This window comes from Clostridium aciditolerans (assembly GCF_016316925.1).
In the GTDB taxonomy this organism is placed as follows: domain Bacteria; phylum Bacillota; class Clostridia; order Clostridiales; family Clostridiaceae; genus Clostridium_AM; species Clostridium_AM aciditolerans.
Genome location: NZ_JAEEGB010000007.1, coordinates 162,701 through 188,883, shown reverse-complemented (window position 1 = coordinate 188,883; position 26,183 = coordinate 162,701). Strand labels below are relative to the sequence as shown.

Annotated in this window: 24 protein-coding genes, 1 pseudogene and 1 riboswitch; of the genes and pseudogenes, 15 read left to right on the top strand and 10 right to left on the bottom strand. The window is 30.6% G+C overall.

Features of this window, described 5'->3' with window-relative positions:
• Window positions 1-134: 134 nt before the first annotated feature.
• The 5 genes from I6U51_RS08110 (at window position 135) to I6U51_RS08090 (ending at window position 6,253) form a co-directional block, all read left to right on the top strand.
• Window positions 135-1,727, top strand: a complete 1,593-nt coding sequence (locus I6U51_RS08110) for a ClC family H(+)/Cl(-) exchange transporter (RefSeq protein ID WP_211142169.1) — start codon at window positions 135-137, stop codon at window positions 1,725-1,727.
• A 316-nt stretch (window positions 1,728-2,043) separates the two neighbouring features.
• The gene (gene pepF, locus I6U51_RS08105; RefSeq protein WP_211142168.1) at window positions 2,044-3,846 is read left to right on the top strand and encodes an oligoendopeptidase F; all 1,803 of its coding nucleotides are present in this window, start codon (window positions 2,044-2,046) and stop codon (window positions 3,844-3,846) included.
• A gap of 341 nt (window positions 3,847-4,187) precedes the next feature.
• Window positions 4,188-5,195 carry a C40 family peptidase gene (locus I6U51_RS08100; RefSeq protein WP_246517163.1) on the top strand — a complete coding sequence of 336 codons (1,008 nt, stop codon included), beginning with the start codon at window positions 4,188-4,190 and terminating at the stop codon, window positions 5,193-5,195.
• 70 nt (window positions 5,196-5,265) lie between these two features.
• Entirely contained in the window at window positions 5,266-5,796 is a 531-nt protein-coding gene (locus tag I6U51_RS08095) for an AAA family ATPase (RefSeq protein ID WP_211142166.1), read from the top strand.
• Window positions 5,797-5,902: 106 nt separating this feature from the next.
• Window positions 5,903-6,253 (top strand): four-helix bundle copper-binding protein, encoded by a 351-nt coding sequence (locus I6U51_RS08090; protein ID WP_211142165.1) that lies wholly within the window; start codon window positions 5,903-5,905, stop codon window positions 6,251-6,253.
• Window positions 6,254-6,380: 127 nt separating this feature from the next.
• On the opposite strand, the gene I6U51_RS08085 is transcribed toward I6U51_RS08090, so the two are convergent.
• From I6U51_RS08085 to I6U51_RS08050, 7 genes are all read right to left on the bottom strand, one after another.
• Window positions 6,381-7,328 carry an L-lactate dehydrogenase gene (locus I6U51_RS08085; protein ID WP_211142164.1) on the bottom strand — a complete coding sequence of 316 codons (948 nt, stop codon included), beginning with the start codon at window positions 7,326-7,328 and terminating at the stop codon, window positions 6,381-6,383.
• 144 nt (window positions 7,329-7,472) lie between these two features.
• Window positions 7,473-8,495, bottom strand: coding sequence for a DUF4367 domain-containing protein (locus I6U51_RS08080; protein WP_211142163.1), 1,023 nt, complete (start codon window positions 8,493-8,495; stop codon window positions 7,473-7,475).
• Window positions 8,488-9,003: a sigma-70 family RNA polymerase sigma factor gene (locus tag I6U51_RS08075; protein WP_211142162.1), complete on the bottom strand. Its 516-nt coding sequence runs from the start codon at window positions 9,001-9,003 to the stop codon at window positions 8,488-8,490. Before I6U51_RS08075 ends, I6U51_RS08080 begins: the two co-directional genes overlap by 8 nt.
• A 123-nt stretch (window positions 9,004-9,126) precedes the next feature.
• Complete coding sequence (locus I6U51_RS08070) at window positions 9,127-9,687, bottom strand: hypothetical protein (protein WP_211142161.1); 561 nt, start codon at window positions 9,685-9,687, stop codon at window positions 9,127-9,129.
• Window positions 9,688-10,130: 443 nt separating this feature from the next.
• Complete coding sequence (locus I6U51_RS08065; protein WP_211142160.1) at window positions 10,131-10,895, bottom strand: CpsB/CapC family capsule biosynthesis tyrosine phosphatase; 765 nt, start codon at window positions 10,893-10,895, stop codon at window positions 10,131-10,133.
• Window positions 10,896-11,491: 596 nt separating this feature from the next.
• Entirely contained in the window at window positions 11,492-12,277 is a 786-nt protein-coding gene (locus tag I6U51_RS08055; RefSeq protein ID WP_211142158.1) for a cell wall hydrolase, read from the bottom strand.
• A gap of 1 nt (window position 12,278) precedes the next feature.
• A riboswitch (cyclic di-AMP (ydaO/yuaA leader) is annotated at window positions 12,279-12,409 on the bottom strand.
• Window positions 12,410-12,758: 349 nt separating this feature from the next.
• Window positions 12,759-13,208: a hypothetical protein gene (locus tag I6U51_RS08050; RefSeq protein ID WP_211142157.1), complete on the bottom strand. Its 450-nt coding sequence runs from the start codon at window positions 13,206-13,208 to the stop codon at window positions 12,759-12,761.
• Here I6U51_RS08050 and I6U51_RS08045 point away from each other — a divergent pair.
• Window positions 13,183-13,443: a hypothetical protein gene (locus I6U51_RS08045; RefSeq protein WP_211142156.1), complete on the top strand. Its 261-nt coding sequence runs from the start codon at window positions 13,183-13,185 to the stop codon at window positions 13,441-13,443. The two genes, I6U51_RS08050 and I6U51_RS08045, sit on opposite strands and share 26 nt — an antisense overlap.
• Here the strand turns inward: I6U51_RS08045 and I6U51_RS08040 are convergent.
• A complete protein-coding gene (locus I6U51_RS08040) occupies window positions 13,401-13,745 on the bottom strand; it encodes a DUF6483 family protein (protein ID WP_211142155.1) in 345 nt (114 codons plus the stop codon). The genes I6U51_RS08045 and I6U51_RS08040 overlap by 43 nt on opposite strands.
• Before the next feature lie 163 nt (window positions 13,746-13,908).
• Here I6U51_RS08040 and I6U51_RS08035 point away from each other — a divergent pair, with 163 nt between their 5' ends.
• The 5 genes from I6U51_RS08035 to I6U51_RS08015 all read left to right on the top strand — a co-directional run bounded on the left by I6U51_RS08035 (window position 13,909) and on the right by I6U51_RS08015 (window position 19,101).
• Window positions 13,909-14,592: an SIMPL domain-containing protein gene (locus I6U51_RS08035; RefSeq protein WP_211142154.1), complete on the top strand. Its 684-nt coding sequence runs from the start codon at window positions 13,909-13,911 to the stop codon at window positions 14,590-14,592.
• 60 nt (window positions 14,593-14,652) lie between these two features.
• Window positions 14,653-15,111, top strand: coding sequence for a peptide-methionine (R)-S-oxide reductase MsrB (gene msrB, locus I6U51_RS08030; protein ID WP_211142153.1), 459 nt, complete (start codon window positions 14,653-14,655; stop codon window positions 15,109-15,111).
• 199 nt (window positions 15,112-15,310) lie between these two features.
• A complete protein-coding gene (locus tag I6U51_RS08025; RefSeq protein WP_211142152.1) occupies window positions 15,311-15,937 on the top strand; it encodes a TetR/AcrR family transcriptional regulator in 627 nt (208 codons plus the stop codon).
• Complete coding sequence (locus I6U51_RS08020; RefSeq protein ID WP_211142151.1) at window positions 15,924-16,775, top strand: GNAT family N-acetyltransferase; 852 nt, start codon at window positions 15,924-15,926, stop codon at window positions 16,773-16,775. Before I6U51_RS08025 ends, I6U51_RS08020 begins: the two co-directional genes overlap by 14 nt.
• 586 nt (window positions 16,776-17,361) lie before the next feature.
• Window positions 17,362-19,101 (top strand): ABC transporter ATP-binding protein, encoded by a 1,740-nt coding sequence (locus I6U51_RS08015; RefSeq protein WP_211142150.1) that lies wholly within the window; start codon window positions 17,362-17,364, stop codon window positions 19,099-19,101.
• 453 nt (window positions 19,102-19,554) lie between these two features.
• Here the strand turns inward: I6U51_RS08015 and I6U51_RS08010 are convergent, their stop codons facing one another.
• Window positions 19,555-20,502, bottom strand: coding sequence for a LysR family transcriptional regulator (locus tag I6U51_RS08010; protein WP_211142149.1), 948 nt, complete (start codon window positions 20,500-20,502; stop codon window positions 19,555-19,557).
• Between the two features lie 123 nt (window positions 20,503-20,625).
• Here I6U51_RS08010 and I6U51_RS08005 point away from each other — a divergent pair, with 123 nt between their 5' ends.
• From I6U51_RS08005 to I6U51_RS07990, 4 genes are all read left to right on the top strand, one after another.
• Complete coding sequence (locus I6U51_RS08005) at window positions 20,626-21,903, top strand: aminotransferase class V-fold PLP-dependent enzyme (protein WP_211142148.1); 1,278 nt, start codon at window positions 20,626-20,628, stop codon at window positions 21,901-21,903.
• 82 nt (window positions 21,904-21,985) lie between these two features.
• On the top strand, window positions 21,986-22,747 hold the full coding sequence (locus tag I6U51_RS08000) for a TSUP family transporter (protein WP_211142198.1): 762 nt from the start codon (window positions 21,986-21,988) through the stop codon (window positions 22,745-22,747).
• A 505-nt stretch (window positions 22,748-23,252) separates the two neighbouring features.
• Window positions 23,253-23,825, top strand: a complete 573-nt coding sequence (locus I6U51_RS07995) for an NfeD family protein (RefSeq protein WP_211142147.1) — start codon at window positions 23,253-23,255, stop codon at window positions 23,823-23,825.
• A 46-nt stretch (window positions 23,826-23,871) separates the two neighbouring features.
• A complete protein-coding gene (locus tag I6U51_RS07990; protein WP_211142146.1) occupies window positions 23,872-25,359 on the top strand; it encodes a flotillin family protein in 1,488 nt (495 codons plus the stop codon).
• Window positions 25,360-25,518: 159 nt separating this feature from the next.
• Here the strand turns inward: I6U51_RS07990 and I6U51_RS07985 are convergent.
• Window positions 25,519-26,103 (bottom strand): annotated as a pseudogene (locus I6U51_RS07985) (peptide-methionine (S)-S-oxide reductase MsrA); the annotation flags it as partial.
• Between the last annotated feature and the right edge of the window lie 80 nt (window positions 26,104-26,183).

Genomic DNA, 26,183 nt, shown 5'->3' with positions numbered 1-26,183 from the left:
ACCGATAGCTATTTTAAATTCCATGATTTTCAAGGGAAATTAAGTTATGAATTCATATAGTTAAATTGATAACTATAAGATAAGAACTTTATTGATTGATGAAAAGCGATATAAGTTAGTGGAGGTGAATTTATATGAAAACCAACAACAGTAATTGTACGACTGATACTTTATTTTTTATGCAAAAATATAGAATCAAGTTAGTAAGTGAAGGTATTATGGTAGGTCTGATATCTGGTTTATTAGTTGTATTTTATAGACTAGCCCTAGATAAAGCAGGTGTACTAGCTAAAAATATTTATAAAACTCAAACAGAAAATATTTGGTTGATACCTATATGGATTACTGTTCTAATAATTGCAGGATACGTTGTAGGAACTATGATAAAGAAAAATCCTATGATCAGTGGAAGTGGAATACCTCAAGTAGAGGGAATATTAATGGGACACCTTAATATGAACTGGTGGAGAGTTATAGTTGAAAAATTTGTTGGCGGTGTTATATGTATTATAGCTGGATTATCTTTAGGAAGAGAAGGCCCATCAATTCAACTAGGAGCGGCTGTAGGTCAAGGGTTTAGCAAAATATTTAAACGAATAAAAATTGAAGAAAAATATCTTATTACTAGTGGTGCAAGTGCTGGTTTAGCAGCAGCTTTTAATGCGCCTTTAGCCGGAGTAATTTTTGCTCTGGAGGAAGTACATAAAAACTTTTCGTCCTTAGTGTTGATTTCTACAATGTCAGCATCTTTGGTAGCAGACTTCATATCAAAAGAATTTTTTGGGTTGAAGCCAATATTTCAATTTGAAAGTTTTTCTGTGCTTCCACTAAAATATTATGCTTTTATTATTATATTCGGAATAATAATAGGTATCTTTGGAGTTTTTTATAATTATACTTTGCTTAAAACGCAAAATTTATATGCAAATCAGAAATGGTTGCCAGTACAGTTCAGACCGATTATTCCATTTGTTTTAGCAGGTATGCTTGGATTGTTTTTACCTGAAGTTCTAGGCGGTGGTCATGAACTTATAGTATCGATAATTAATGGCAATAACACATTAAGATTTTTATTTATTTTACTATTGATAAAGTTTGCTTTTTCAATGATTAGTTTTGGCTCAGGTGCACCAGGTGGAATCTTCTTTCCTTTATTAGTAATAGGAGGAATGACCGGAGCTATTTATGGAACTATTTTAGTTAAATTTGTTCATTTTCCGCCTCAATATGTAAATAACTTTATGATACTAGGAATGGCAGGATATTTTACAGCAATAGTAAGAGCTCCAATTACTGGAAGTATTTTAATTACTGAAATGACAGGTTCCTTTAATCACTTATTATCTTTGGCATTAGTATCTATCATTGCATACATTATAGCTGATTTGATGGGCTCAAAGCCGATTTATGAATCACTACTTGAGAGAATACTGGCAAAGAATGGTCGAAAAGAGTTATCAGAAGATAATAATGTAAAAACAATCTTAGAAGTTGTAGTACATCACGGCTCCTATCTTGAGGGCAAAAAGATTAAGGAACTGAATATGCCAGAGAAGTGTTTGTTAGTGTCAATAAAAAGAGGAGAGAATGAAGTTATTCCAAGAGGAAATACTAGCATTTATGCAGGTGATTATTTAGTTGTTCTAACTAGTGAATATAGTGAAATAAACATAAGAGAAAACCTATTAAAAATGGCAGAAGGTTCTTACGCTATTAATAATGCCTAATAATTTTATAATCATTTTTGTTTATCCGATGACTACCTGCTCTAATACTCCCATAGTACTCGGTAAAAGCAACTATCATCAAAGTGTACACTGCTAGCGGCTAACGACCTGTATAACGATTTACTCTAAAGGATAACGTCTTCTAAGTGCTAAAGATGCTAAGAACTCTGTTTATATGTTATAATAAAGTAAAATATGGGAAAACTTATTTTAGATATAAATATAATTGTTTATATATAGAGGTAAAAGCGGTCAGTTAACCTATATATAATCTAAGTACTTAGTAGTCTTTAAAATTGATAAAGGGGAGATTGTAATGTCAGAGGTTAAAAAGATTAAAACTAGAGATGAAATACCACAGGAGTACAAATGGAAAGTTGATAAAATATATAAGAGTGAGGAGCAATGGGAAAAGGATTTTGAAAATTTAAGGGTGAGAGTTCCTAAACTTACAGAGTTCTCTGGCAAACTAGGGAATGGAAAGTACTTATTAGAATATCTTAAGCTAGATGAAGAGGTATCAAGACTTGCTGGTAAATTAGCAGTCTATGCTCATTTGAAAAGTGATGAAGATACTGCTAATCCAACATACCAAGCTCTAAAAGATAAGATATTTACCTATATTGCGGAAATAGGTAGTACTCAAGCATTTTTTGTTCCAGAAATTTTGAGCCTTCCTGAAGGAACCATAGAAAAAGAAATAGAAAATAATCCAGATTTAAAAATGTATACTTTTCTACTGGAAGATATATTAAAAAGAAAACCTCACACCCTGACAAAAGAAAAAGAAGAGCTCATGGCTTCAGTTTCAGATTGTTTAAATGCACCAGATAGAATTTTTAGTATGTTATCAGATGCAGATATGACTTTTACTGTAATCAAGGATGAGGAAGGCAATAGTGTAGAACTAACAGAATCTAATTATGGAAGCTATATTCAATCTAAAGATAGAAGAGTAAGACAAGAAGCATTCAAAGGATTATTTGACACCTATAATAAATACAGAAATACCTTTGCAGCATCTTTGACCTCATCAATTAAAAACTTTATCTTTATATCTAAAACGAGAAACTATAGTAGTGCCTTAGAATGCTCATTAAAGCCTAATAACATACCATTAGAGGTATATGAAAATACCGTTAATACTATAAATAAAAATTTAAGCTCACTCCATAGATACGTTAAAATTAAGAAAAAGCTTTTGGGATTAGATGAGATTCATATGTATGATTTATATGTACCTATTATCGACACTCCAAAGGAAAACATAGAATTTGATGATGCGGTAAAGATTGTAAAGGAGGGTATAAAGCCCTTAGGAGAAGAGTATTTAAATATTTTCAGTGAAGGAATAGAAGAAGGTTGGATAGACATATATCCTAACAAAGGCAAAAGAGGTGGAGCATATTCTTCAGGAGATTATGATACTATGCCCTATGTACTTTTAAATTACGATTTTAAGCTAAATGATGTTTCAACTCTTGCACATGAGATGGGACACTCAATACATTCTTACTATTCAAGAAAAAATCAACCTTATGTTTATTCTGATTATTCGTTATTTGTTGCTGAGGTTGCATCAACTACAAACGAAAGCTTATTAATAAGATATTTGATAGATAAGGAAAGTGATAAAAATAAGAAATTATTCCTTATAAATCAACAATTAGAGCAAATAAGGACTACAGTATTTAGGCAAGTTATGTTTGCTGAATTTGAGAAAACTACTCATGAGAGCATAGAAAATGGAAAGCCTCTTACTGCAGAAGACTTAAGCAAAATCTGGCATGAGTTAAATGTAAAATACTTTGGACCAGATATGGTTATAGATGATGAGATAAATATAGAGTGGGCTAGAATACCACATTTTTATAGAGATTTCTACGTATATCAATATGCTACCGGATATGCTGCAGCAAATTCCTTTGCGAAACAGATACTTGAGAACGGTGAGAAAGCTGTAGAACTATATAAAGGATTCTTGAAAAGTGGCTCTAGTGATTACCCAATAAATGTGCTTAAAAAAGCTGGAGTAGATATGACAACACCTAAACCATTAGAAGATACCATAAAAAGATTTGATGAGCTACTGGATATGTTGGAAAATAACTTAAATTAAATTATATTATTATGATATATAAGATAGGTGCGAATTAAAATCGTACCTATTTTTGCATTTACTATTTAAAATTTTGTCTAAATATTGTATTATTAGTAGGTGGGCTATTTACGTATTAGTTCCAAAAATTATAAGTTTATCCGATGGTGACAAGTAAAATCTGTTTAAAGTACATAGTGTAGATTTGAATAATATGGATCATAAGGAATAAATGCTCAGTGTTGCCATAAAAAAATAAAAAAAATACTGGATATAATATTAAAATATATAGAAATAAATGATATAATGGGTTTACTTAGTTTTTTGACATAAAGATACAAAATTTTTGAAAAGGGGAGATGATGTTGAATAAATTACTTAAATTTGCTGTTGCTACCTGCACTGGAGTGTTAATGTTCAGCAGTACAGTTTTAGCAAATCCTGCAGCAAATAATAATCAGACTTCAACAAATGAAAGTATTGAAAGAAAGATAGAAATGTTGGACAACCAGATAGAAGACGCCATGAGTAAAATAGAAAGCAACAAGAAAGAATTAAACAGTACGCAAAGTCAAATAAAAAATTTACAAAAGGAAGTATCTGATACTGAAAAAGATATAGCGCTACGCGAAGATATATTTAAGCAAAGAGCAAGAGCGGCATATATCAGCGGTGTAGATAGTTATCTGGATATCATATTAAACTCAAAGGATATCCAAGATTTTGTTTGGAGAATGGAAGCAGTTAAAAAAATTATGCAGTTTGATAATAAAGTAATGGCCGACTTAGGCAGTAAAAAAGAAAAAATGCTTGCAGATCAAAAAGAGCTAAAAGATAAGAATGATAAGTTATTGGCATTAAAATCAGATAATGAAAAAAAGCTATCTAAGCTTAAAATAGATAAAGAAGATCAGAAGAAAATGCTAGCACAGGCGAAAGCTTCAGAAAGAAATTATGCATTAGCAAGCACATCTGGTACAAGCAGCTTATCTAGAGGATCAGTGTCTATTTCAGCTGGCTCTAATAGCGATGTTGTATCTTATGCCTATAATTTTCTAGGTACTCCTTATCTTTGGGGAGGAACTTCTCCATCAGGATTTGACTGTTCTGGATTTACCCAATATGTATATGCTCACTTTGGAGTAGGACTAGGAAGAACTACATATGAACAGATAAATGACGGTTCACCTGTATCAAGAGATCAGCTGCAACCGGGAGATTTGGTTTTATTTGGATCCTCAAGTAATCCGCATCACATAGGAATATATGTTGGAAACGGTATGTACATACATGCTCCTCATACAGGTGATGTAGTAAAAGTATCACCTCTTAATAGGGGAGACTTTTTAACTGGTCGTAGAGTTAAATAATTAAATAGTTTACATAAAATAAGCTCAATTATTGAGCTTATTTTTTCCATATTTAAAATAGGGGGATAAAATGGATAAGATTGTTTGTTTAGTAGGTGAAAGTGGATGCGGCAAGAGTAGTGTTGCTGAAATGTTGGAGAAAGATGGATATAACTATATATTAAGTTACACTGACAGAAAAAAGAGAAACGTTAATGAGAAAGGACATATTTTTGTAGATGTAAATTATGAAACCTGGCTTTCTATGCATAAAGGTTCTGAAATAATAGCTGAAACCTTTTTTGATAAACATCATTATTGGTCAACAAAAGAACAGTATAAGAATAAAGGTGTAAGCGTATATACGGTAGATCCAAGAGGAGTAAGAGAATTAAAGAGGCTAACGAATGATGCTGAAGTAATAGCTATCTATTTAAAATGTGATGAAATTAATAGAATTTCAAGAATGAAAAAAGATAATAGAACCTTAGATAGTATAAATGATAGAATAGAGAATGATAGAGAGGTTTTTAGGATAGTAGAATGCGATTATATTGTTGATGCCAATAAAGAACTTGAAGACGTAGTAAAAGCAGTAAGAGAGATAATAAAGCTCAGCTAAAGTGAAACCTGAATTTACGATAAAAAATGTTCAGTATAAAATTTTGTAGTCAAGAGCAAAATATATTCTGTAGTTAATACATTATTTTTGAAAGAGGTGTTTTTTTATGAATGCTACAATAATGGCTCCTAACGCAGAATATCAGACTTGCATTGATGCTTGTCATAAGTGCGCTCAAATCTGTCAGGAATGTTTCAGATTATGTTTAGAAGAACAAGATGTTAAATCAAGAGAACACTGTATATTAGATCTAATGGATTGTGCAGATGCCTGTTCAATGGCTGGTTGTGCAATGTCAAGAAGAAGCAAACATTTAAAACAAATATGTGAAATGTGTGCTAATATTTGTGATGAATGTGCAAAAGAATGCAGTAAATTTACTGACGATCACAATAGAATGTGTGCGGATGCCTGTCGCAAATGTGCAGATGAATGCAGAAAAATGGTAAGTATGTAGTAACATATTTTACCCAGGCGCATAGTATAAACTGGACAAAGGATAAAACAAAATGAATACCGGTACAAATTTTGCATGAATATTAGGAGCAGAGGTGTCATTTAACCTCTGCTTTATTTAGTTATTATTAAATATGAAGTTGCGATATAAAATCTTTAAGAGAAGCAGCGGATTTCACTAGGTTTTCCTCTTCATAAGAGTTTAATGGTACCGAAAGAGAATCTATTATGCCAGTTCGCCCGATTACTGAAGGTATACTCATATAAACATCTTCTATTCCATATTGCCCTGTAAACATTTTTGAAACCGTTAGTATAGAATTTTCATCACCTAATATTGCTTCAATGATTCTTCTTATAGATAGAGCTATAGCATAATTTGTATAGCCTTTTCCTTGGATAATGCCTTTAGAAGTATTTTTAACTTCCTCAGCTATTGCAATCCTAAAATCACCACCGCATTTTTTACAAATATGATTGCAGTATTGTTCTACTTTCATTCCAGCAATACTGGTTAAACTCCAGGCAGCGATTTCTGAATCACCATGTTCGCCAAGTATATAGGTATGTATATTTCTAGAGTCTATATGGAAATGTTTTGCAAGCATATATTTGAATCTTGATGTATCAAGAACAGTACCAGAGCCAATAACTCTTGAGGACGGGAAACCAGAAAGCTTATATGTTATATAGCTAAGTATATCCACTGGGTTTGAAACCACAATTATTATACTATCTGGGCAGTATTTGGCAACCTCAGGAACGATTGCTTTAAATACTTGAAGATTATTGTTTATTAAATCTAATCTAGATTGTCCTGGCTTTCTTCCTACGCCAGCAGTAATAATTACAATGTCAGAGTTTTTGGTATCAACATAATCTCCAGATATAATTTCTACAGGTTTTACAAAGGATACTCCATGTGATAAATCCATTGTTTCCGCTAGAGATTTTTCCTTGTTTATATCAACTATTACTATTTCTGATGCAAGTCCGGAATTCATTATAGCAAAGGCTGTTGTAGAACCTACAGCGCCAGCTCCTATTATTGATATCTTTACATTTCCAGCATTCATATTCATTCCTCCAAGTTAAAATAAAATTATCAAAACATATATTTTAAAATTATTTCTATAGGCTATTATGTCCTATTTAAATAAAAGGTATTAATATAAAATAAAAGCCTTATGGCGATTTTTATCACTTTTATTTGTTCTATATTAATTAATTGAGCTTAGTATTTTAGTTAATTCATCTTCAGGCAGATTTCCTATAATAGTATATTGTATATTATTATTTACCCACTTGATTTCTGTTATTGTTAAGCTTGGATTATTTGCATCTTTACTTTTAGAAATATATGCTTTCGAGCCTTTAATATCAACACTTGTGCCAACATAGCTTGTATAAGTAGTACTTTTGTTTTGAACTATTTTAAAATAAGTGTTTTCAAAACTATAGTTTAACTTTACACATATTTCTTTAGAGTTATCTTTAGGTACAGATATATCTGTAAGCTCGAAGCCTTTTGGTACATATGAAGGCATAAGAACTTTCCCTCCCCAGAAACTTTCTGCGTCAGCTATACTAGCAGACTTAGGTGAGTCTAGTGATGCTTTTGTTGAAGGAGTATCTTTGCTGGAAATGCCATTTGTAGAAACATCATTTCTTTTATCGGCATTGGTGTTTAATGTTGAGTTTTCTGACATACTATTTGTTGTCTTATCTTCTGCCAAATTACTAGGGAGTTTGATTTCTTCTGTTCTGCTTGAAGTTTTATTTTTAGCGGAATCCATCAATTTGCTATCTTTGCTACTATTATATGAAGTAATTTTTTCTTTGCTTTGATTATTTTTAGTAATAATATCATGATTACTTTGCTGTACTGTGGCTTTAGATTGCTCTTCTTTATTGATAACATTGTTTTTTAATTTATCTTGATTAGCTATATTGCTTCTATCCGAAGATTGATCATTATTAAGGTCGTTAAGGCTAACTGATTTATGGGATACTTCCTTACTGCTTTTCTGTGTCAAATTAGGATTGTGTAGTATAAATTTATAGCTAAAAACTGAAAATGCCATAATAGCTGCAGATGCAGCAGTTACAAAAATAGGTTTAATATTATATTTCTTTTCTTCCTTGCATCTTTTTAGAGTTAATGACTTCAACTCATCAGTAACTTTAATATCTTCAAGAACAGAATTTGTAATTTCTCTCAAATTATTGATATCTTTATTCATAGCTTATCTTCCCATCTAAATTATTTTTTAAAAATTCCCTAGCTCTAAATAACCGACTTCTTACTGTTCCCTCAGGTATACTTAGTATTTTACTTATTTCAGAAGTTGAAACTTCTTCATAATAAAAAAGAATAATTACTTCTTTATACTTTTTAGGAAGCTTCATGACTTCACTTAATAGCTCATTATATTGAAGTTGTTTTATAACCTCTTCAGCGGGATTGTCCACAATATTATCACTGCAATTAATAAGTTTCTGATCTTGGCTAAATACTATTCTTTTTAACCAAGAGCTTCTTAATATATCTTTGCAAGTATTCATAGTAATAGATAAAATCCAAGTTTTCACGCTGCTATTTCCTTGAAACTTATTAAAGTTCTTATATACTTTCACAAACACTTCTTGAAATGCATCTTCTGCGAGGTGTTTGTCCTTTAAGTACATATATGCAATTCTGAGTACGTCATTCCCATATTCATCAATTAGTCTCTCAATCTCTTTATCCATATACGCAATAATATCTTATGTCAAGATATTTTCCTCCTTCCAGCATATTAGACGTACTATAAACATCTTATGCTTCAAAAAACAAATAAAGAATTCAAAAAAAATTTTGTTATAGGATAAATCCTATAACATTCCATAATCAAGAACATATAAATTATTATTTTCATCATATCCAAAGGAATTAATTTTGCAATATTCATTTTGAAGTTCAGGAGAATTAGTAACCCAGGAACTTTTGAATTTTTCTAAAACAGGAAAAAATTTGTCTTCATTTGCAAACTTGAATCCTTTTTCGATATAGGTATATATTGTTTCTGTAGATTCGGTGCTTGTATCTAGTGCATTTAAAAGCTTGTGAACAGTTAAATATAGAAATTTACTTTCGTATATTGCATATACAGGACATAATATCTCTTTGAACTCTTGCAGTCGCTCGTCATCTGATGTATATAAATCAAACTCATTAAGACATTGATCTGCTCCAATAGGTAAACGAAAGCCTGTAGCATCTGAGGAGGCTTTAATTATAAAGTTATCTATTTTATATACACAGCGCATAGATCGTGCTATAATATTTTGTCTAGTTAATTTCCTCAATAAGTGGCTGCTTGTCCTCTTATTACGACCTAATGACATACCATACTGATTTAAAAATTCCTCAGCTTGTTGTAATTCTGTAGTCATAAATCAGTCCCCCTTTTTATCTAGTATAGATTCTCTAAAGTAAATATTTTTAGAAAAAGTTATTCAAGATTGGAAGTTGTTTATTCAATAAATTGACAATTGAATAAATATAAAGATTCTTATTCAATTATTGAATTGTTTTGATAAATAAGAATATTATAATTTATAATAACATAAAAAGAGGGTATTTTAAAAGTCAAAATCTTAACTTTATAAATAATCTTATCCGATGGATATTATCTTCTCAATATGAAGATGATGGATGATAATTTAATTCCATAGTATAGTATAACTGAAAAAATAATATATGCAACAATAAATTTATTTTAAATTAACTCAAGATGTATTATTTATATAAAAAATAAAAATAGGCTTGGATTTTAAATATATCCAAGCCTTAAAATTATAAATATATAGCTAGAGGTGAATTTGGATGTTAATTATTAAGCACCATAATGAGTTAAGGTTTTACCGTGCATAAGTCTATTTACGGAGAAATCGTATTTTAACATTCTTATAGATTGATGTTTTGCTATCATATTTCCTATTGTTAGTTTTTCTATATCATAATAGTCAAGGCTGTGAGTATCAGAACCTACAGACATCAATATGTTATTTTTCTTAAGTTTCTTTAGCAATCTGCTCGTTTTCCAAGAATCTATAGAGTCTACTACTTCATCAAAGTAGTCATATCCTTCATTTACGTTTAATTCCCAAAATAAATTGTGATCTTTTAATGTATTGACAACATATCTTAAACCGTATATTTTACAAGCGGTTAGTAAGTTTGTATGGGCAAGTCCTATTTTACAAGTTAACTTTGATGTGTATTTCCCGATTTCACTAAGTTTAACACTGTGTTTGAAGTAATCTATATACTCTAAAAGCACATAGTCTAATTTATTAAGCTCTTCGTAAGGTAGATTATCCAAGTCACATAATTCTTTATTCATACATATTTCAATTCCTGCAAGTACTTGAATCTTGTCTTTGTACTTTTCTTTCAACTCGTTAATATTTATTATATAATTTTTAATATCTTTTCTTAGCACTGATTGGCATTTATCTGTTTCAAAGTGATCTGAAATACCTATTGTAGTTACAGAATTAACAATTGCATTTTGTATAATTTTTTCAGGTGTGTGTATACCGTCAGACCAAATGGTGTGATTATGCAAGTCCATAAAAGAGATTTCGCTTAAATCCATATAGTTGACCTCTTTTCAATTTAAAATATATTCTGAAAATAAAGATTTATAATAATATAATATATCAAATTATCTAAATTGTAAATAAACTTTGAACGGTTAATACAATAGAATATTAAATGATATAATTCTTTGTTAAAGTATTAATGAATTTTATAATTCGCAGCGAGAGATTTGTGCAAGATTTCATATTTTATATTGCAAAATATGATTTAATGTAGCAACTTTAGTATTTATGCATAGTATAATATTAAACGGGGGATGAAAATAAAAGTTTACCGGTAATATTTTTATTATGATATATGAGCAGGGGATATTAGCCCCTGCTCTCTAATTATATATACAAATTTCAGAACTAAAAACTTTGCTTTTCGGAACATAAAATAAAAGTGGAATGTACTAATTATTGGTAGTGTGTATAGAAGAGGTTAGAATCTTGAAAATATACGTGGTTAAGCTAGGTGACTCCATATGGACTATTGCAAAAGAAAATGGAGTCAGTAAGAAGTGTTGAGAATAAATACAAACAAGATAAAAAGGTTACTGCACGGACAGTAACCTTTTTATTTCACAATATATACTAATTTGTATTGTCTTTAATTATAGTAAGAGAACACCATATTGTCTACTCTTAATGCTACAGTCTTTGACCAAAGCCATGAATTTGTTGTACTATCATCAAAATAGTATAAAGCTCCATTTGTTGGGTCCGCACCGTTTAAAGCCTCATAGGCTGCTTTTATTGAATCTTGAGTAGCAGGTTTATTGATCCATCCGTTTAAAACAGGTGAGAACTGATAATAACCGCCATCTTTTTGATATATTACATCATTTATGCTCTTAGGAAAACGAGAATCTTGAACTCTGTTTATTACAACAGCACCAACAGCTACTTTTGCAGTATATGGTGCACCTTGAGCTTCAGCAGTAATTAATCTTGCCAAAAGATCAACGTCACTAGCAGTGTATGGAATTACAGATTTAGATACTGTAGGCTTTGATGGTTGAGTTGCGGTACTTGATGCAGTTCCTGGTATATTTAATGATTGTCCAGGGTAAATTAGGTTGTCCCATTTATTATTAGCCTGTCTTAAAGAAGACAATGAAACCCCATATTTTTGTGCTATTAAGTAAAGACTGTCACCAGCTTGTACAGTATAAGTTTTTGCTGAAATGTTTAATACCTGCCCTGGGTAAATATTGCTGCTTGAAAGTCCATTATTCTGCATTATTATGTTAGCAGAGGTATTAAAAAGTTTACCTATTTGATATAGTGAGTCACCATAGGTAACTGTATAACTAGCAGCATGTACAGATTTAGCAGATACAAGTGATAATGATAAAGTTATCAAGAATGCTTTTAATTTTTTTGATTTAAACATATTCTTCCTCCTCTTTTGCCTCCGAGGTTAGCTGACGGGTTCGGGTTGAGGTCCCCTACTTTCAAATCTAAAAGATTCACCCCTAAAATAAAATCCCCCGTACTCCAAATGGAGATTCGGCTTACTTGCAAGGTTATTGTAACAATAATCGAGGAGTAATTCTATATAGGATTAATGGGATTATGGGATAAAAAATCCATAATGGGAATTTACCAATGGTCTTAAATTTACATATTAAACATTAAAGTGTAAAACAGGTGTTTAAGTCAAGTATCAAATCTATTTATAGATATAAAAGGCCGAAAATTGACTTGCACTCCAGGCTATGTTTCCAAGCTTCAGTCCGTTAAGCAGAGAGTACTCCCCTGACGTAAGGAGGAGGAGTTTCATATAAAAGTCTTTAAATCTACTTTTAGCTTTACCAACATGGCCCATTGTGTAAAGTAATTTTCGACCTAGTGTTCCTATAAGAAATTAAATGCTATTTAATTTTGGATATGACCCAATGTTTGCCAGACTTTTCGATAGTTAATTCAGCATTTACATATCCAGCATCAAGCTTATCAGCCATTAAGTGGAAGTTTATCATTGCTCTATATGTGATGTAGTTGATTTTTTTATACTCAGTTATCTTATAACTTTCTATCCATGGACTGGAAGCACCAGTTATCCAGCTTGTATTATTAAGAGAATTCTCCATTTTAGCTTTTAGACTTTTACTAAGTACAGCATATTGTAAGGCACCATTCCTCGTCTTTACACCTTTAGCCCATATGTCTACAGCGTCTTCTGGAGAAGTAGCACCAAATTGATTGATAGAATCTTTAAATAAAGTAACAACACCTTGTAGCATGTTTATAGTATTAATAGGCTGATCTTCTTTATAGTTTAAATAGGTATGCAATGTGTTTAGTGATTTTAAACTAAGCATTACAATAGTACCCCTTATAAAAATAGTTATTATTCATTATATTCATGTAGTAAGTATAAGTGAAAAAGCAAATGAGTATCATGATAATGAGGAAGTAACCCATGAAATTGGATTTGCTAGAGAGGCTGTAAATATAGTTCTTTTTACGACCGATGGGTATATAGTTGAAGAAGGAACTCTTGGCGAAATATTTCATTCAATTTTAAACTTTTGTATATCATCTAACCCTCGATAAATTTCTTTTCTTGAAAAATTACTTTTATTCAATTCTTCATCACTTTTTTTAAGTAGTGAACTGTAGAATTCAATTGCGACTTCATATACTTCAGGAGAACTATTTTTTTCTAATTCATCAAAAATTAAATCTTCTGCTTTATTATAATTTCCATCATGAAATAACTTGTTAAAAATTATTTTAAATGTATCCACTGAACTCATTTGGTAAACATTAACCTTCTCACTATACTTTTCTTTTTTATTAAAAATTATTTTTCCAAGGGTTTTACCCAATTGTTCAATTAGCTTTTCGATATTCATAATACTTCACCTTAATTCTTTTTTTAATACCTGTGATAGTGTACATTTATTATAACATAACGTATACAACATTTCATACTTCTGGAATATTAAGTTATGTGAATTAAAAAATTACTTCCCTAATATATATAGTTATAAAACGTATATTTAGGAGGAATTTATTATGCAAAGATATTTCTATAATTATCCGTATTTGAGATATCCAAATACAAATATTAAAAATAATCTTATGACTGTATATGGAAAGGGTAATATAAAGGTTAAGCCTGATATAGCAACAGCTAGCATAGGAGTCGTAGTAGAAAATAAAGATTTAAGTGTAGCTCAAGCACAAAGCATCGAAAAAGCCAACAAAATATTAGATACACTTAAAAGAATGGGGATTAAAGAAAGGGATATACAGACTGAAAATTATACCATAACACCGGAATATGATTACATTGAAGGAAAGCAGGTATTTAGAACATATAAAATTACGAATACATTTAGAGTTACACTAAGAGAGTTAAGCAGAATTGGTGAAATCATTGATGCAGCTGTAGCTAGTGGAGCTAATGTTGTAAATAACATTACTTTCACTATTGAGAATCCAGAAAAATACTACAACCAAGCATTAAAAATTGCTGTAAGAAATGCTTTAGAGAAAGCAAGAGAACTTGGAGATACATTAAATGTTATTGTTAACAATACTCCAATTAGAATAATAGAAGAAAGACAAGAGTATAGACCTGTATACCGCCAAGCTGTATTAGCAGCATCAACTGAAGCTACACCTATAATGGAAGGAGTAATTGAGATTAATGCAGAGGTGAAGGTTATTTTAAATTATTTAGCTAAAACATTTTAAAGTATAGCTTGAATTATATTATCGACTTTAGATAAGCTAATACTAAAGGAGTGATAATAGATGGAGAAAGATGAAGTTTCAAAACCTAAAAAGGAAGAACTATTAAAAAGATTGAACCCTACTCAATATAAAGTAACTCAGGAAAATGCCACTGAAAGACCTTTTGAAAATGAATTCTGGAATCACAAAGAAGCAGGATTATATGTAGATGTAGTATCTGGTGAACCTCTTTTTAGCTCATTAGATAAATTTGATTCAGGCTGTGGGTGGCCTAGTTTTGTTAAACCACTGGAAAAACAAAATATAAAGGAAAAGGCGGATTTTAGCCATAATATGCACCGTATAGAGGTTAGAAGTAAAAATGCTGATTCTCATTTAGGCCATGTATTTAATGACGGTCCACAGGATAAAGGTGGTCTTAGATATTGTATAAATAGTGCTTCATTAAGATTTATTCCTTTTAATGAACTTGAAGAAAAGGGATATGGAGAGTACGTAAAATTATTTAAAAGTAAATAATTTAAAAAAACAATTTGCAATTAAGTATTGTAAATTGTTTTTTTATTATAGACAAACAATATGAGTGCTTGACTCATTAGCGGCATTCATAAGGGTATCTCTACTGTAGTATTAATAATTTTAGAATAGATATTGATATTTTAAATATAAAATGATATTATAAAATAAAAAACCGTCTGGTCGGTTTTGGAGGTTTGTTATGTCTCCTAAAATTAGCGAAGAATCTAAAACACAGAAAAAAAGCTATATAATTGACAATGCCATGAAATTGTTTTCGCAAAAAGGCTTTGTGGAAACCTCAATGGAGGATATCGTAAAAGCTACAGGAATGAGTAAAGGGGGAATATACAATTATTTTAAGAGCAAGGAAGAGATATTTTTAGCAATTGCTGAAGACAGGTTTAATAAAAGACATAGCTTGATAGAGAGCTTTGAAAAAGCTGATACAAGTACTGAGAAATTAAAGAAATATATTCAGTGGGTTTTAGGTGGATTATTTGACGAAGATACATTGTTGAACGCCAGATTTACCTTTGAATTTTGGTCAGTAGTTTCAAGAAACCCAGAGACCTTAGTTGCAGCAAAAAAAAGATATGCATTATTTCATAATGATTTAGAAAGTATATTGAAACAGGGAGTCGCTGACGGAGAATTTAATTCTAAATTGGATATAGATTCAATGATTTACATTATACTATCATCAACAGATGGAATTGGATTTTTCAATAGTGTTATGGGAATTCCTCTTACAGAACCTATAATAGAAAATCATATTGATATGATATTAAGAAAACTTATTGGGGGAAATGAATATGATAGTTTATAAAAAATGCTCAGAAGTAGATATTGATTTAGTTTTTAAGGCTTTTAATAATGGATTTGAAGATTATATAATCAAATTACAGATGCCGCAGGAGTTTTTCATAAAAAGATTTTTCGGTCCAGAGGGAAATAGCTTAGATTTATCATTTATTGCATTAGAGGAAGGTAAACCTGTTGGTGTAGTCCTTGGGGGGGTTAAAATTTATGAGGGTATAAATACAATGAGATGCGGTGCATTAGCAATTCAAAAGGAGTATAGAGGTTTAGGCATAAGTCAAAAATTAATGGAGCTTCATAAAGAAGAAGCAATTAAACAAGGCTGTAAGCAGTTGTTCTTAGAGGTTATTGTAGGAAATGATAGAGCTATAAACTTTTATAAAAGGCTAAACTATGAAAAAATATATGACCAAAGTTTCTACACATTAAACGATATAAATAAAATACAAAAGAGTAGTGAATTAAACTTAAGTATAAAACCGATGGAGACTGCTGGATTAAAAATTATACGAGAAAAAATATTGGATGTGCATATTAACTGGCAAAATGATGTAGACTACTTAGAAAAGTCAGAAGATCAATTGACTTTAGCTGCATGTACGGAAAATAGATTAGTTGGAGTTATAAGTATGAATAAAAACAGCAGAATAAATTTTCTGTGGGTGAATAATTCTTTTAGAAATAAGGGTATTGCAAAAGAATTAATATTGGAAGGAACTAAAATTTTAAACTTACCTAAGGTTACATTAGGGTTCCCAAATAATTCATCCATTCAAGGATTTGCAAATCATACTGGATTTAAACAAGACAAAATAGCACAATATGAAATGTATCATACTTTATAAGAATAGTTTAAATAAAAAAATTAATATAAGTCACAAAAATTTAAAAAATTTATTAAATTTTTAAATTTTTGTGGCTGCTTTTATAAAAATAAGTATATAATAATTCATTTTTCTTATAATATTGATAAAAATATGCAAAAACTCCATTGATTTATGAATGATTAAGTAATACAATGAAATATATAATATTGGTGACATATTTAGCATTACTATTATATTGTTTTTGGCTTAATATCACCATGTATTATTAAATTGCTATTATCTTAATCAAATATTCTGTTTGATTTTATTGCTTCTATATAATCTAAAACCACATTACTTAAAATTCACTCTCCCCCCTGTAGAGGTGGTTTCAAGTAGTGTTCCGGCAGTTTGGGTTTAGAATTATATAGAAGCAAAAATTTTTTGAAAAATTATTTTACTATTGAATATTAGTTCATAAGATGATAACTTTATTTTATTGCATAAAAAACAAATACTAATACAGTTTTGTGACAGATGTATTGATAAAGTAAAACTTGAATCAGATGGGGGTTATAAACAACCACGGGGCAAGTTTCACCGTTAAATTAAAGGAGGGACATAAATGGATACTTTAAAGAAGTTTATAGGATACTATAAGCCTTATAAAAATATGTTTTTTATGGACATGTTTTGTGCTCTTACACTTTCAGCAATTGATCTTGCATTTCCAATGATAGTAAGATATATGCTAAATGATGTATACACAAATAAAACTAGTGATCAAATAATTAAATTTGTAGTTCTAATTGGAGTTGCTCTGCTTGCAATGTATATAATAAGATATTTTTGCCAATATTATATAACTTCATGGGGACATATAATGGGAGCTAAAATGGAAGCGGATATGAGAAGTGATATTTTCAATCATCTTCAAAAGCTATCTTTTTCGTATTATGATAACAATAACACTGGGAAGTTGATGTCTAGAATAATTACTGACCTTTTTGATATATCTGAATTAGCACATCATGGTCCAGAAGATTTATTTATTTCTATAATTAAAATATTAGGCTCATTTATAATACTTATGAATATAAATGTTAAGATTACTTCAGCCTTATTCTTTTTAACTATGGTTATGTTATATTTCTCATACTTCTATAATAAAAAAATGAAGTTTATCTTTATGAAAAATAGACAGAAGATAGCAAATGTCAATGCTCAAATTCAAGATAGTCTTTCTGGTATTAGAGTAGTAAAATCATTTTCAAATGAAGAAGTTGAAAATAGTAAGTTTAAAAAAGGAAATATGGAGTTTTTAGAAACGAAAGAAGCAGGATATTTTATTATGGGAAAATTCTTTAGTGGAAATGGCTTCTTTCAAGGTATTTTATATCTTACTGTTATATTATTAGGTGGAATATTCATTAGTATGGGAGAAGCAAAGGTATCAGACTTAGTTATATATATTTTGTATATAAACATATTTTTAAATCCTATAGACAAACTAGTGAATTTTACAGAGCAGTTTCAAAAAGGTATTACTGGCTTTGACAGATTTTTAGAAATAATTAATACTGTACCAGATATAATGGATAAGCCTAATGCTGTAGAACTAAAAGAAATTAAGGGTGAAATAGAATTTAATGATGTATCCTTCAGCTATGATGATAAAAGTACAATATTAAATAATGTAAATATAAAAGTTAATGCAGGAAGAAATGTTGCGCTAGTAGGACCATCAGGAGGTGGTAAAACTACCTTTTGCAGCCTTATACCTAGATTTTATGAAATAGATAGTGGTTCTATAAAAATAGATGGAAAAGATATTAGAGATATAAAATTAAAATCTCTAAGAAAGGTTATAGGCATTGTACAACAGGATGTATATATGTTTTCAGGTACTATAAAAGAAAATATTGCATACGGAAAACCGGGCGCATCAGATAAAGAAATAATTGAAGCAGCTAAGAAGGCAAATGCTCATGAGTTTATATTGAATTTAGAAGATGGGTATGATACTTTTGTTGGAGAAAGAGGGGTTAAACTCTCTGGTGGACAAAAGCAAAGAATATCTATTGCTAGAGCATTTCTTAAAAATCCACCAATTTTAATTCTTGATGAAGCAACATCTGCTCTTGACAATGAGAGCGAAAAATACATTCAAAAATCCTTAGAAGAGCTTTCAAAAAATAGAACTACTATTGTTATAGCTCATAGATTAAGTACTATAAAAAATGCGGATGAGATATTAGTATTGACAGAGGATGGCATTAGAGAATCAGGAACTCATGAACAGCTTATGCATAAGAAGGGTATATATGCTTCTTTATATAGTTTACAATTTGAACAAGTTTCATAATCAAGACTATAAAGGAATACAAAAATATTTGCTTGTATAAGCGTGAGAGAAGCTTAAGTTAAGGTTCTTTTCATAAACAGAATTCTTGGCTTCAGGTAGAGTTTTGGCTCCATCTGAAGCTTAGAAGTCGTTATCCAGGGACATAGCCGCTCTTTACTCCCGCTTGAAGAAAAGCAGAGAACCCAAATCTTTGATTTGGAGTGAATCGCTTTCACAGAGTGCGATGGGAGTATTAGAGCGGGTAAGTCATCGGATAAATAATCAATCTTAAATTCCCTAATTAAATTATGACAATTACACTAGAAGCAACAATTTGAATATATTGAGATTGTAAATTAAACATTCGTCCATAGTACAATCTCAATATATTTTTTTATTTGCAAAGTTAAGCCGTTTGTTTAGTAAATAAAACTAGTAAATTAAACAAAGAGTACATAAAACTTTCCCAAACCATTAACTTGAAAAAAAAGATGTAACCGAATTTATGAATGCATCAACACTTCTAGATAAATATCGATTCTTTTTTCGTATCAAAACTAGCTCTCTACTAGAAAGCTCGTCCGCTAGTTTATAGAAACAAATATCTTGATTAAAGTTCACATGGTTTACTAAAGAATCTCGTATGAATGCAATTCCCATGCCTTTGCAAGCAATATGGTAAGATGTCATTAATTGGTCTATATACATTGCCGCTTTGGGTACAAATCCAGCTTTTTGACATAATTTCATACTACGTGTATACATGTCATTACCTTTTTTAAGTATAATAAAGGGCTCATTTGAAAATTTGTTTAACTGTATGGATGGAAAGTCAGGAGATAGATGTTTATTATCTGCTATATCCTGAAAGGATAAGCGATAGTCTATTAATTCATCATTGATTTTATAATTTCCTGGCACCGCTAAAATAATATTTTCTCTGCCAATTACGTGATTTTCAAAGTGCTTTGTATCTAAAGAACAACACTCTATTCCTAAATCAATTGTTTCCTTCATCAATTCTTCCTTTAAACCAAGAGAATTGACTTCAGATAAATCTACAGTTATACCTGGTTGTTGTTTTTTGAACTCTGCTATTATATCAGGAAGCACATATGAACAAAAGAAATTTGAACCACCAATAGAAACTTTTCCTGTTTTTAGATTCATTATATCTTGAAAGTATTGTTCAAGATTATTTTCAATGGCTTTGACCTGAAGGATAGCATTTATATACATTTCACCTGGTTCAGTTAAATGTATTGGTGTGGTACTTCTATCGAACAAAGGAACTCCTAGATCGGTTTCTATTTTTTTGATATATGCACTTAGTGCTGGTTGACTGATATAAAGATTTTTTGCAGCTTTTGAAAAGCTACCTTCTTTATAAACTTCGTATACATAGTTCATTCCTTGAAACATTTTACTACCCCTACATATAATTAAATTTATATAATAATTATATAAATATATGAATTAGATTATATCATTTTGTCATGATATAATCAAATAAAGCATGAATGATTTAAAGAGGAGACGTATAAAATGAGTGTTATAAGCAATGGGGAACTATTTTCAAATGAGCTATTAAAAGAAATTAAGGAACGTTTTTACCATGTAGATACTGATCCTAATATTGGTGAAAGGCTTTTTTTCGGTAACGCTGGAGGCTCTTTCAGACTTAAAAAAGCAGTAGAACAATTTAGTAAAATTGATGCTATTCCAGATTATCCAGGGCCTATTCATAAAACGGCATCATATTTACAAAAAGTTCTAGAAGATGGAATTAATGATGTAAGAACTATTTTCAATGCTAAAAGCGGTAGTATTTTTACATCACTAACAGCTTCTCAAGCTATGTTTGACATAGTACGAGCTATTGCTGAAAATATTAATGGTACAAATATGGTAACATCTATACTGGAGCATCCTTCATCATATGACTCAATGGAGTATTATGCTAAAAAATTAAACAAGGAACTTAGAGTGGCAAAAAGCAACCCTGCCACAGGTAGAGTAGATGTTGATGAAATTATTAAATTAATAGATAAAGATACATGCCTATTAAGTGTAATGTATGCATCAAACATTTCAGGTGCTATCTATGATATTGAGAAAATAATAAAAAAAGCTCGTAAAATTAAACCTGATTTATATATTATTGTAGATGCAGTACAGCATGTCCCACATGTTTTAATAGATCTCCAAAAAACTCCTGTTGATGCTATTAGCTTTGCTCCATACAAATTCTTTGGTTGTAGAGGCTTAGGAATTGCTTGGTTATCTGAGAGAGTAGCAGAACTTCCACATCATAAGTTAATTTCTAAAGAAGCTAATGTATGGGAACTAGGTAGTCCTGCTCTATCACAATTTGCTGTAGTTACTGAAATAGTAAATTATGTATGTTGGATTGGCAGCAAATTTATTGATAGTAGCGATAGACGAGAATTATTTGCTTGTGGTATGACAAAAATTGCTCTACAAGAAAGAGCTTTAATGGCTAGGATGCTTAACGGCACTAATGAAATTACCGGACTTAGAAATATGAAAGGCGTTAAAGTATTCTTTGATTATGAAGATCTTACAAAAAGAGATTTTATAATTGCAATTGGCTTTGATAATATAGACTACACACAAGCAGTTAGAGAATATGAAAAAAGAGGCGTTATTGTATATGACAGATTGATTTCTAGCCCATATTCAAAAAGAATGCTTGAGTCTTTCAATTTAGATGGTGCTATTAGAGTTGCACCATTACATTGCAATTCAACTGCGGATATTGATAAATTCTTAAAAGTAACAATAGAGATATCTCAATTATAATCAAATTAAGAGAAGTTGTAATCTAAAAAATATAGTTCAGATATGAAGATTAGTATAATTATTAAAGGAGTGTATATTCTTGATCAATAACTTAATATTTTTATGTGCAGCTGGATTTTGTGCTGCATTTGTAGATTCTATAGCTGGCGGCGGCGGAATTATAAGTATGCCTGCATTCTTAATGGCAGGTATTCCTCCTCATTTAGCATTAGGGACAAACAAGTTTTCTTCTTCCTGTGCTTCCTTCACAAGTTCTATTAAATTTGCTCAATCTGGTAAGGTAGATTTTAAGCTTATAAAGTTTTTAGCTCCATTTACATTAATAGGTGCTATTTTAGGTGTAAATACTGTTCTTAATATCAATGCAAAGTACCTCAATACCATAGTACTGGTACTTCTACTACTTGTCAGCATTTATAGCCTATTTTCAAAGAACATAGGAACTGAAGATAACTTTAAAGGTCTTACTAAAAAGAATATTTTTCTTGGAATGATTCTTGCATTATCCTTAGGTTTCTATGATGGTTTTTTCGGCCCTGGTACAGGTTCATTCTTAATATTCGGACTTATAAGCATATTTTCTTTTGATTTTACTCGTGCTGGTGGAAACGGAAAAGTTTTAAACTTTGTAAGTAATATTGCATCTTTAGGTATGTTTGCACTAAGAGGACAAATTGATTATAAAATAGGAATACCAGTAGCTTTGTTTATGATAATAGGAGCAAAATTAGGGACAAAGGTTGCTTTAAATAAGGGCGCAAAAGTTATAAAACCAATCTTTGTTACTATGTCTCTAGCTGTAGCAACTAAAATGCTTTATGGAATGATAGGTCAAAACTATTAAAAATCCCCATGCTATTCAAGACTTAACTTATATTTAGCAATGAATTTTATTTTTGGATTAAGCTTTCTATTTTCAAAACAAAACTGTTTTTTCTCAAAAGGGAAAAACAGTTTTATTATTTTAAGAAAAGAAAAAAACAACTGTTTAGTGCATAGGTATACCTGGGTTTCTAGCCTATTTTATTGTTAATGCTGATAAATATAATTTAGAGAGTGATATTTAGCATTAGCGAGCGTAAGTTAGAAAATGCAACTTAATTCTAATATTTAATTGTTTGCTTATATAGATTGCCTAATATAACCTATTAAAGATTTGATTTAACTGTAATACGTGGTATAATAAGGTATAATACATAATAAGTTATTAAATAACGCATTATGTATTGTAATTAGCAAATCTACTGATAATCTATATGGCCATTTAGTAAATATATATTATGTAGCAATCATTATAATCCTGAAATAAGACTAAAAATGTTGTACATAAGGTATGAAGGAGGGTTTTTATGGAACATGTATACACTATTGTTTTTTGGGTAGGGGTTATATATACCTTGGTAACATTTTTATTAGGAGGGTTGTTTGACTTTATTCACATTGGAGGGCATATTGATACACATGTTGACACACATGTTGACACTCATATTGATACCCAAGGTTCAGGGCATACACTCACGGTTTTTCCACTAAAACCTATAACTATAGTTTCATTTATCACTATATTTGGTGGCGTTGGGATTATGGGTAATCACTATGGGCTAAACGAAATGTTCACATTCCTACTGGCACTTGCGCTGGGTCTTATGATTTCATTTGTATTATATAAATTTATAGTGGTACCTCTATATAAAGCACAAAATACAAGTGCAGTTTCCCAGGATAAGCTTATAGGAATGAAAGCTATAGTTATATCTCCAATATTAGAAAATGGATTTGGAGTTATATCATATATAGTCAACGGAAATAAATATAATGCGCCTGCACAGCACATTGGTAAAAAATCAATATTACAAGGGGAAGATGTAATTATATATGAAATTAAAAATAATGTATTTTATGTTCAACCTTTAAATGAATAAATTAAAATTTATTAAATAAAAAATATAATAAAAAGGGGAGAGAAATATGTTCAACATGTCAATTATGATTGTTCCTGTAATCATTGTGGGGGTCATTATACTTTTAGCATTGGGGGTTTTCTCCATGTGGAAAAGAGTGCCTCAGGATAAAGCATTGGTTGTTACAGGTCTTAAAAAGAGAGTCATCACTGGTGGTGGTGGATTTGTAATACCAATGTTAGAAAGGACAGACAAAATATCACTAGAAAATATGGAGATTGAAATAAGCATTGATGGTGCTTTAACAGGACAGGGAGTAGGAATTGCAGCAGATGGAGTTGCTGTTGTAAAGGTAAAATCAGATACTGATTCAATTTTATCTGCTGCAGAGCAATTTAATACATCAAATGGAATGCAGCATACTCTTCAAGTTATTGTACACACAACAAAGAATGTCCTAGAAGGTAAGCTTAGAGAAATTGTTTCAAAAATGACAGTAGAAGAAATATATAAAGATAGGGAAATGTTTGCATCTCACGTTCAAGAAGTTGCAGCAATTGACCTTGCACAAATGGGACTTGAGTTAAAGGTTTTAACTATTAAGGATATTTCAGATAAAAATGGATACTTAGAAGCTCTTGGAAAACCAAGGATTGCGGCAGTTAAAAGAGATGCTCAAATAGCAGAAGCAGATGCAGCAAAAGAAACAAAAATTAAAACCTCAGATGCAATTAGAGAAGGAGAGGCTGCTAGGATTTTATCAGAAACTCAAATTGCTGAATCTGTAAAACAAAAGGAATTAAAAGTACAAGCGTATAGAAAAGAGCAGGAGCAAGCCAAAGCTATATCAGACCTTGCATATGAAATCGAATCTAATAAGGTTAAGAAGGAAGTTACTGAAACACAGATGCAGGTAGAGATCACTAAAAAGCAGAAGGAAAAAGAACTTGCAGATGCTACAGTTCAAGTAGAAATTACCAAGAAGGAAAAAGAGATTGAACTTGCTGAAAAAGAGGCTGCTAGAAAAGAGAGAGAACTTGAAGCTACAGTTAAGAAACAAGCAGAAGCGGATAAATATAGACAGGTGCAAACAGCAGATGCAGTTAGATATAAGGAAATTGCGGATGCAGAAGCAAGAGCAAGATCAATTGAACTAGAAGGTAAGGCAAAGGCAGATGCTTTAAAACTTCAGGGTATGGCAGAAGTAGATATAATAAGAGAAAAAGGTAAAGCAGAAGCAGAGGCTATGATGAAAAAAGCAGAAGCATTTAAATTATATAATGATGCTGCTATGGCTCAAATGATTATAGAAAAATTACCTGAAATTGCGAAGGCCATTTCTGAACCATTATCCAAAACTGAAAAGATTGTTATTGTTGATAGTGGTACAGGAGAAGGAAAAGGTGCTTCAAAAGTCACTGGTTATGTTACTGATATTATGGCGCAGCTTCCTGAGGCAGTAGAGGCATTGACAGGTGTAAAAGTTATGGATTTCCTAAGCAAAGGTTCATTAAAGAAAAATGAAGAATCAAAAGATGGAGATGTGACAAAATAAGTTAAGAAACTTATTTTATCCTACTGAAGGTAAGAATCCTGTTTATAAAAAATCAGCCTTTAAATTAGATATTAAATTTAAGGTAAAAGTGACCTGAAATATACTTTTTGGGTCACTTTTATTTAAGAAATTTTATATTTAGAATAAACTTATTTTAGTTTAACAATTAAGAATGTCATCTGAAGATTTATTATTTAATAAAAGAAGTTTTTCAGTAGTGTTATCCCAACTAAACTTTGCCGCAGAACCCTTTATATCATCAACAGCTCCGTAACCAGCAATATAAGAGTTTAAGCGAGCAGCTTCTGTAGAATTTACAAATTCCTTAGCTGAAGGATATTTGTTTCTAATTTCCATAGCTAATGAAGTTTCAAGCTGTAAGTAATATTTTTGATGGTACAGTTCTGCATAATAAAATGTAAACAGAGGCAGGATTTCTGTATAAATTTTAGTTTTTAAATTATTTTCCAAAGTTTTTTTCATATCTAAAGCCGTAGATTTTTGAAGTTCATTAGCGTAAAATATAACAGATTTATACTGTGTAGAATAAGGCTGTCTAGTCGGGGTATGATTTTTCCAAAACATGTCCAGAATTTCTTTATAAGAAAGCTTATCCATATCAAAATCTATTTGTATTGTTTCGGTGTGATCGCCTAAATCACGATAAGTTGGATTTAATTTTTTTCCTCCGCAGTAACCAACTCTTGTAGATAATACCCCATTTAAATGTCCAAACTTGGCATCTGGTCCCCAGAATCATCCAAGAGATAGTGTAGCAGTTTCTATACTATTTTTTAATGTCATATTTTAAGCACCTCCAAAGT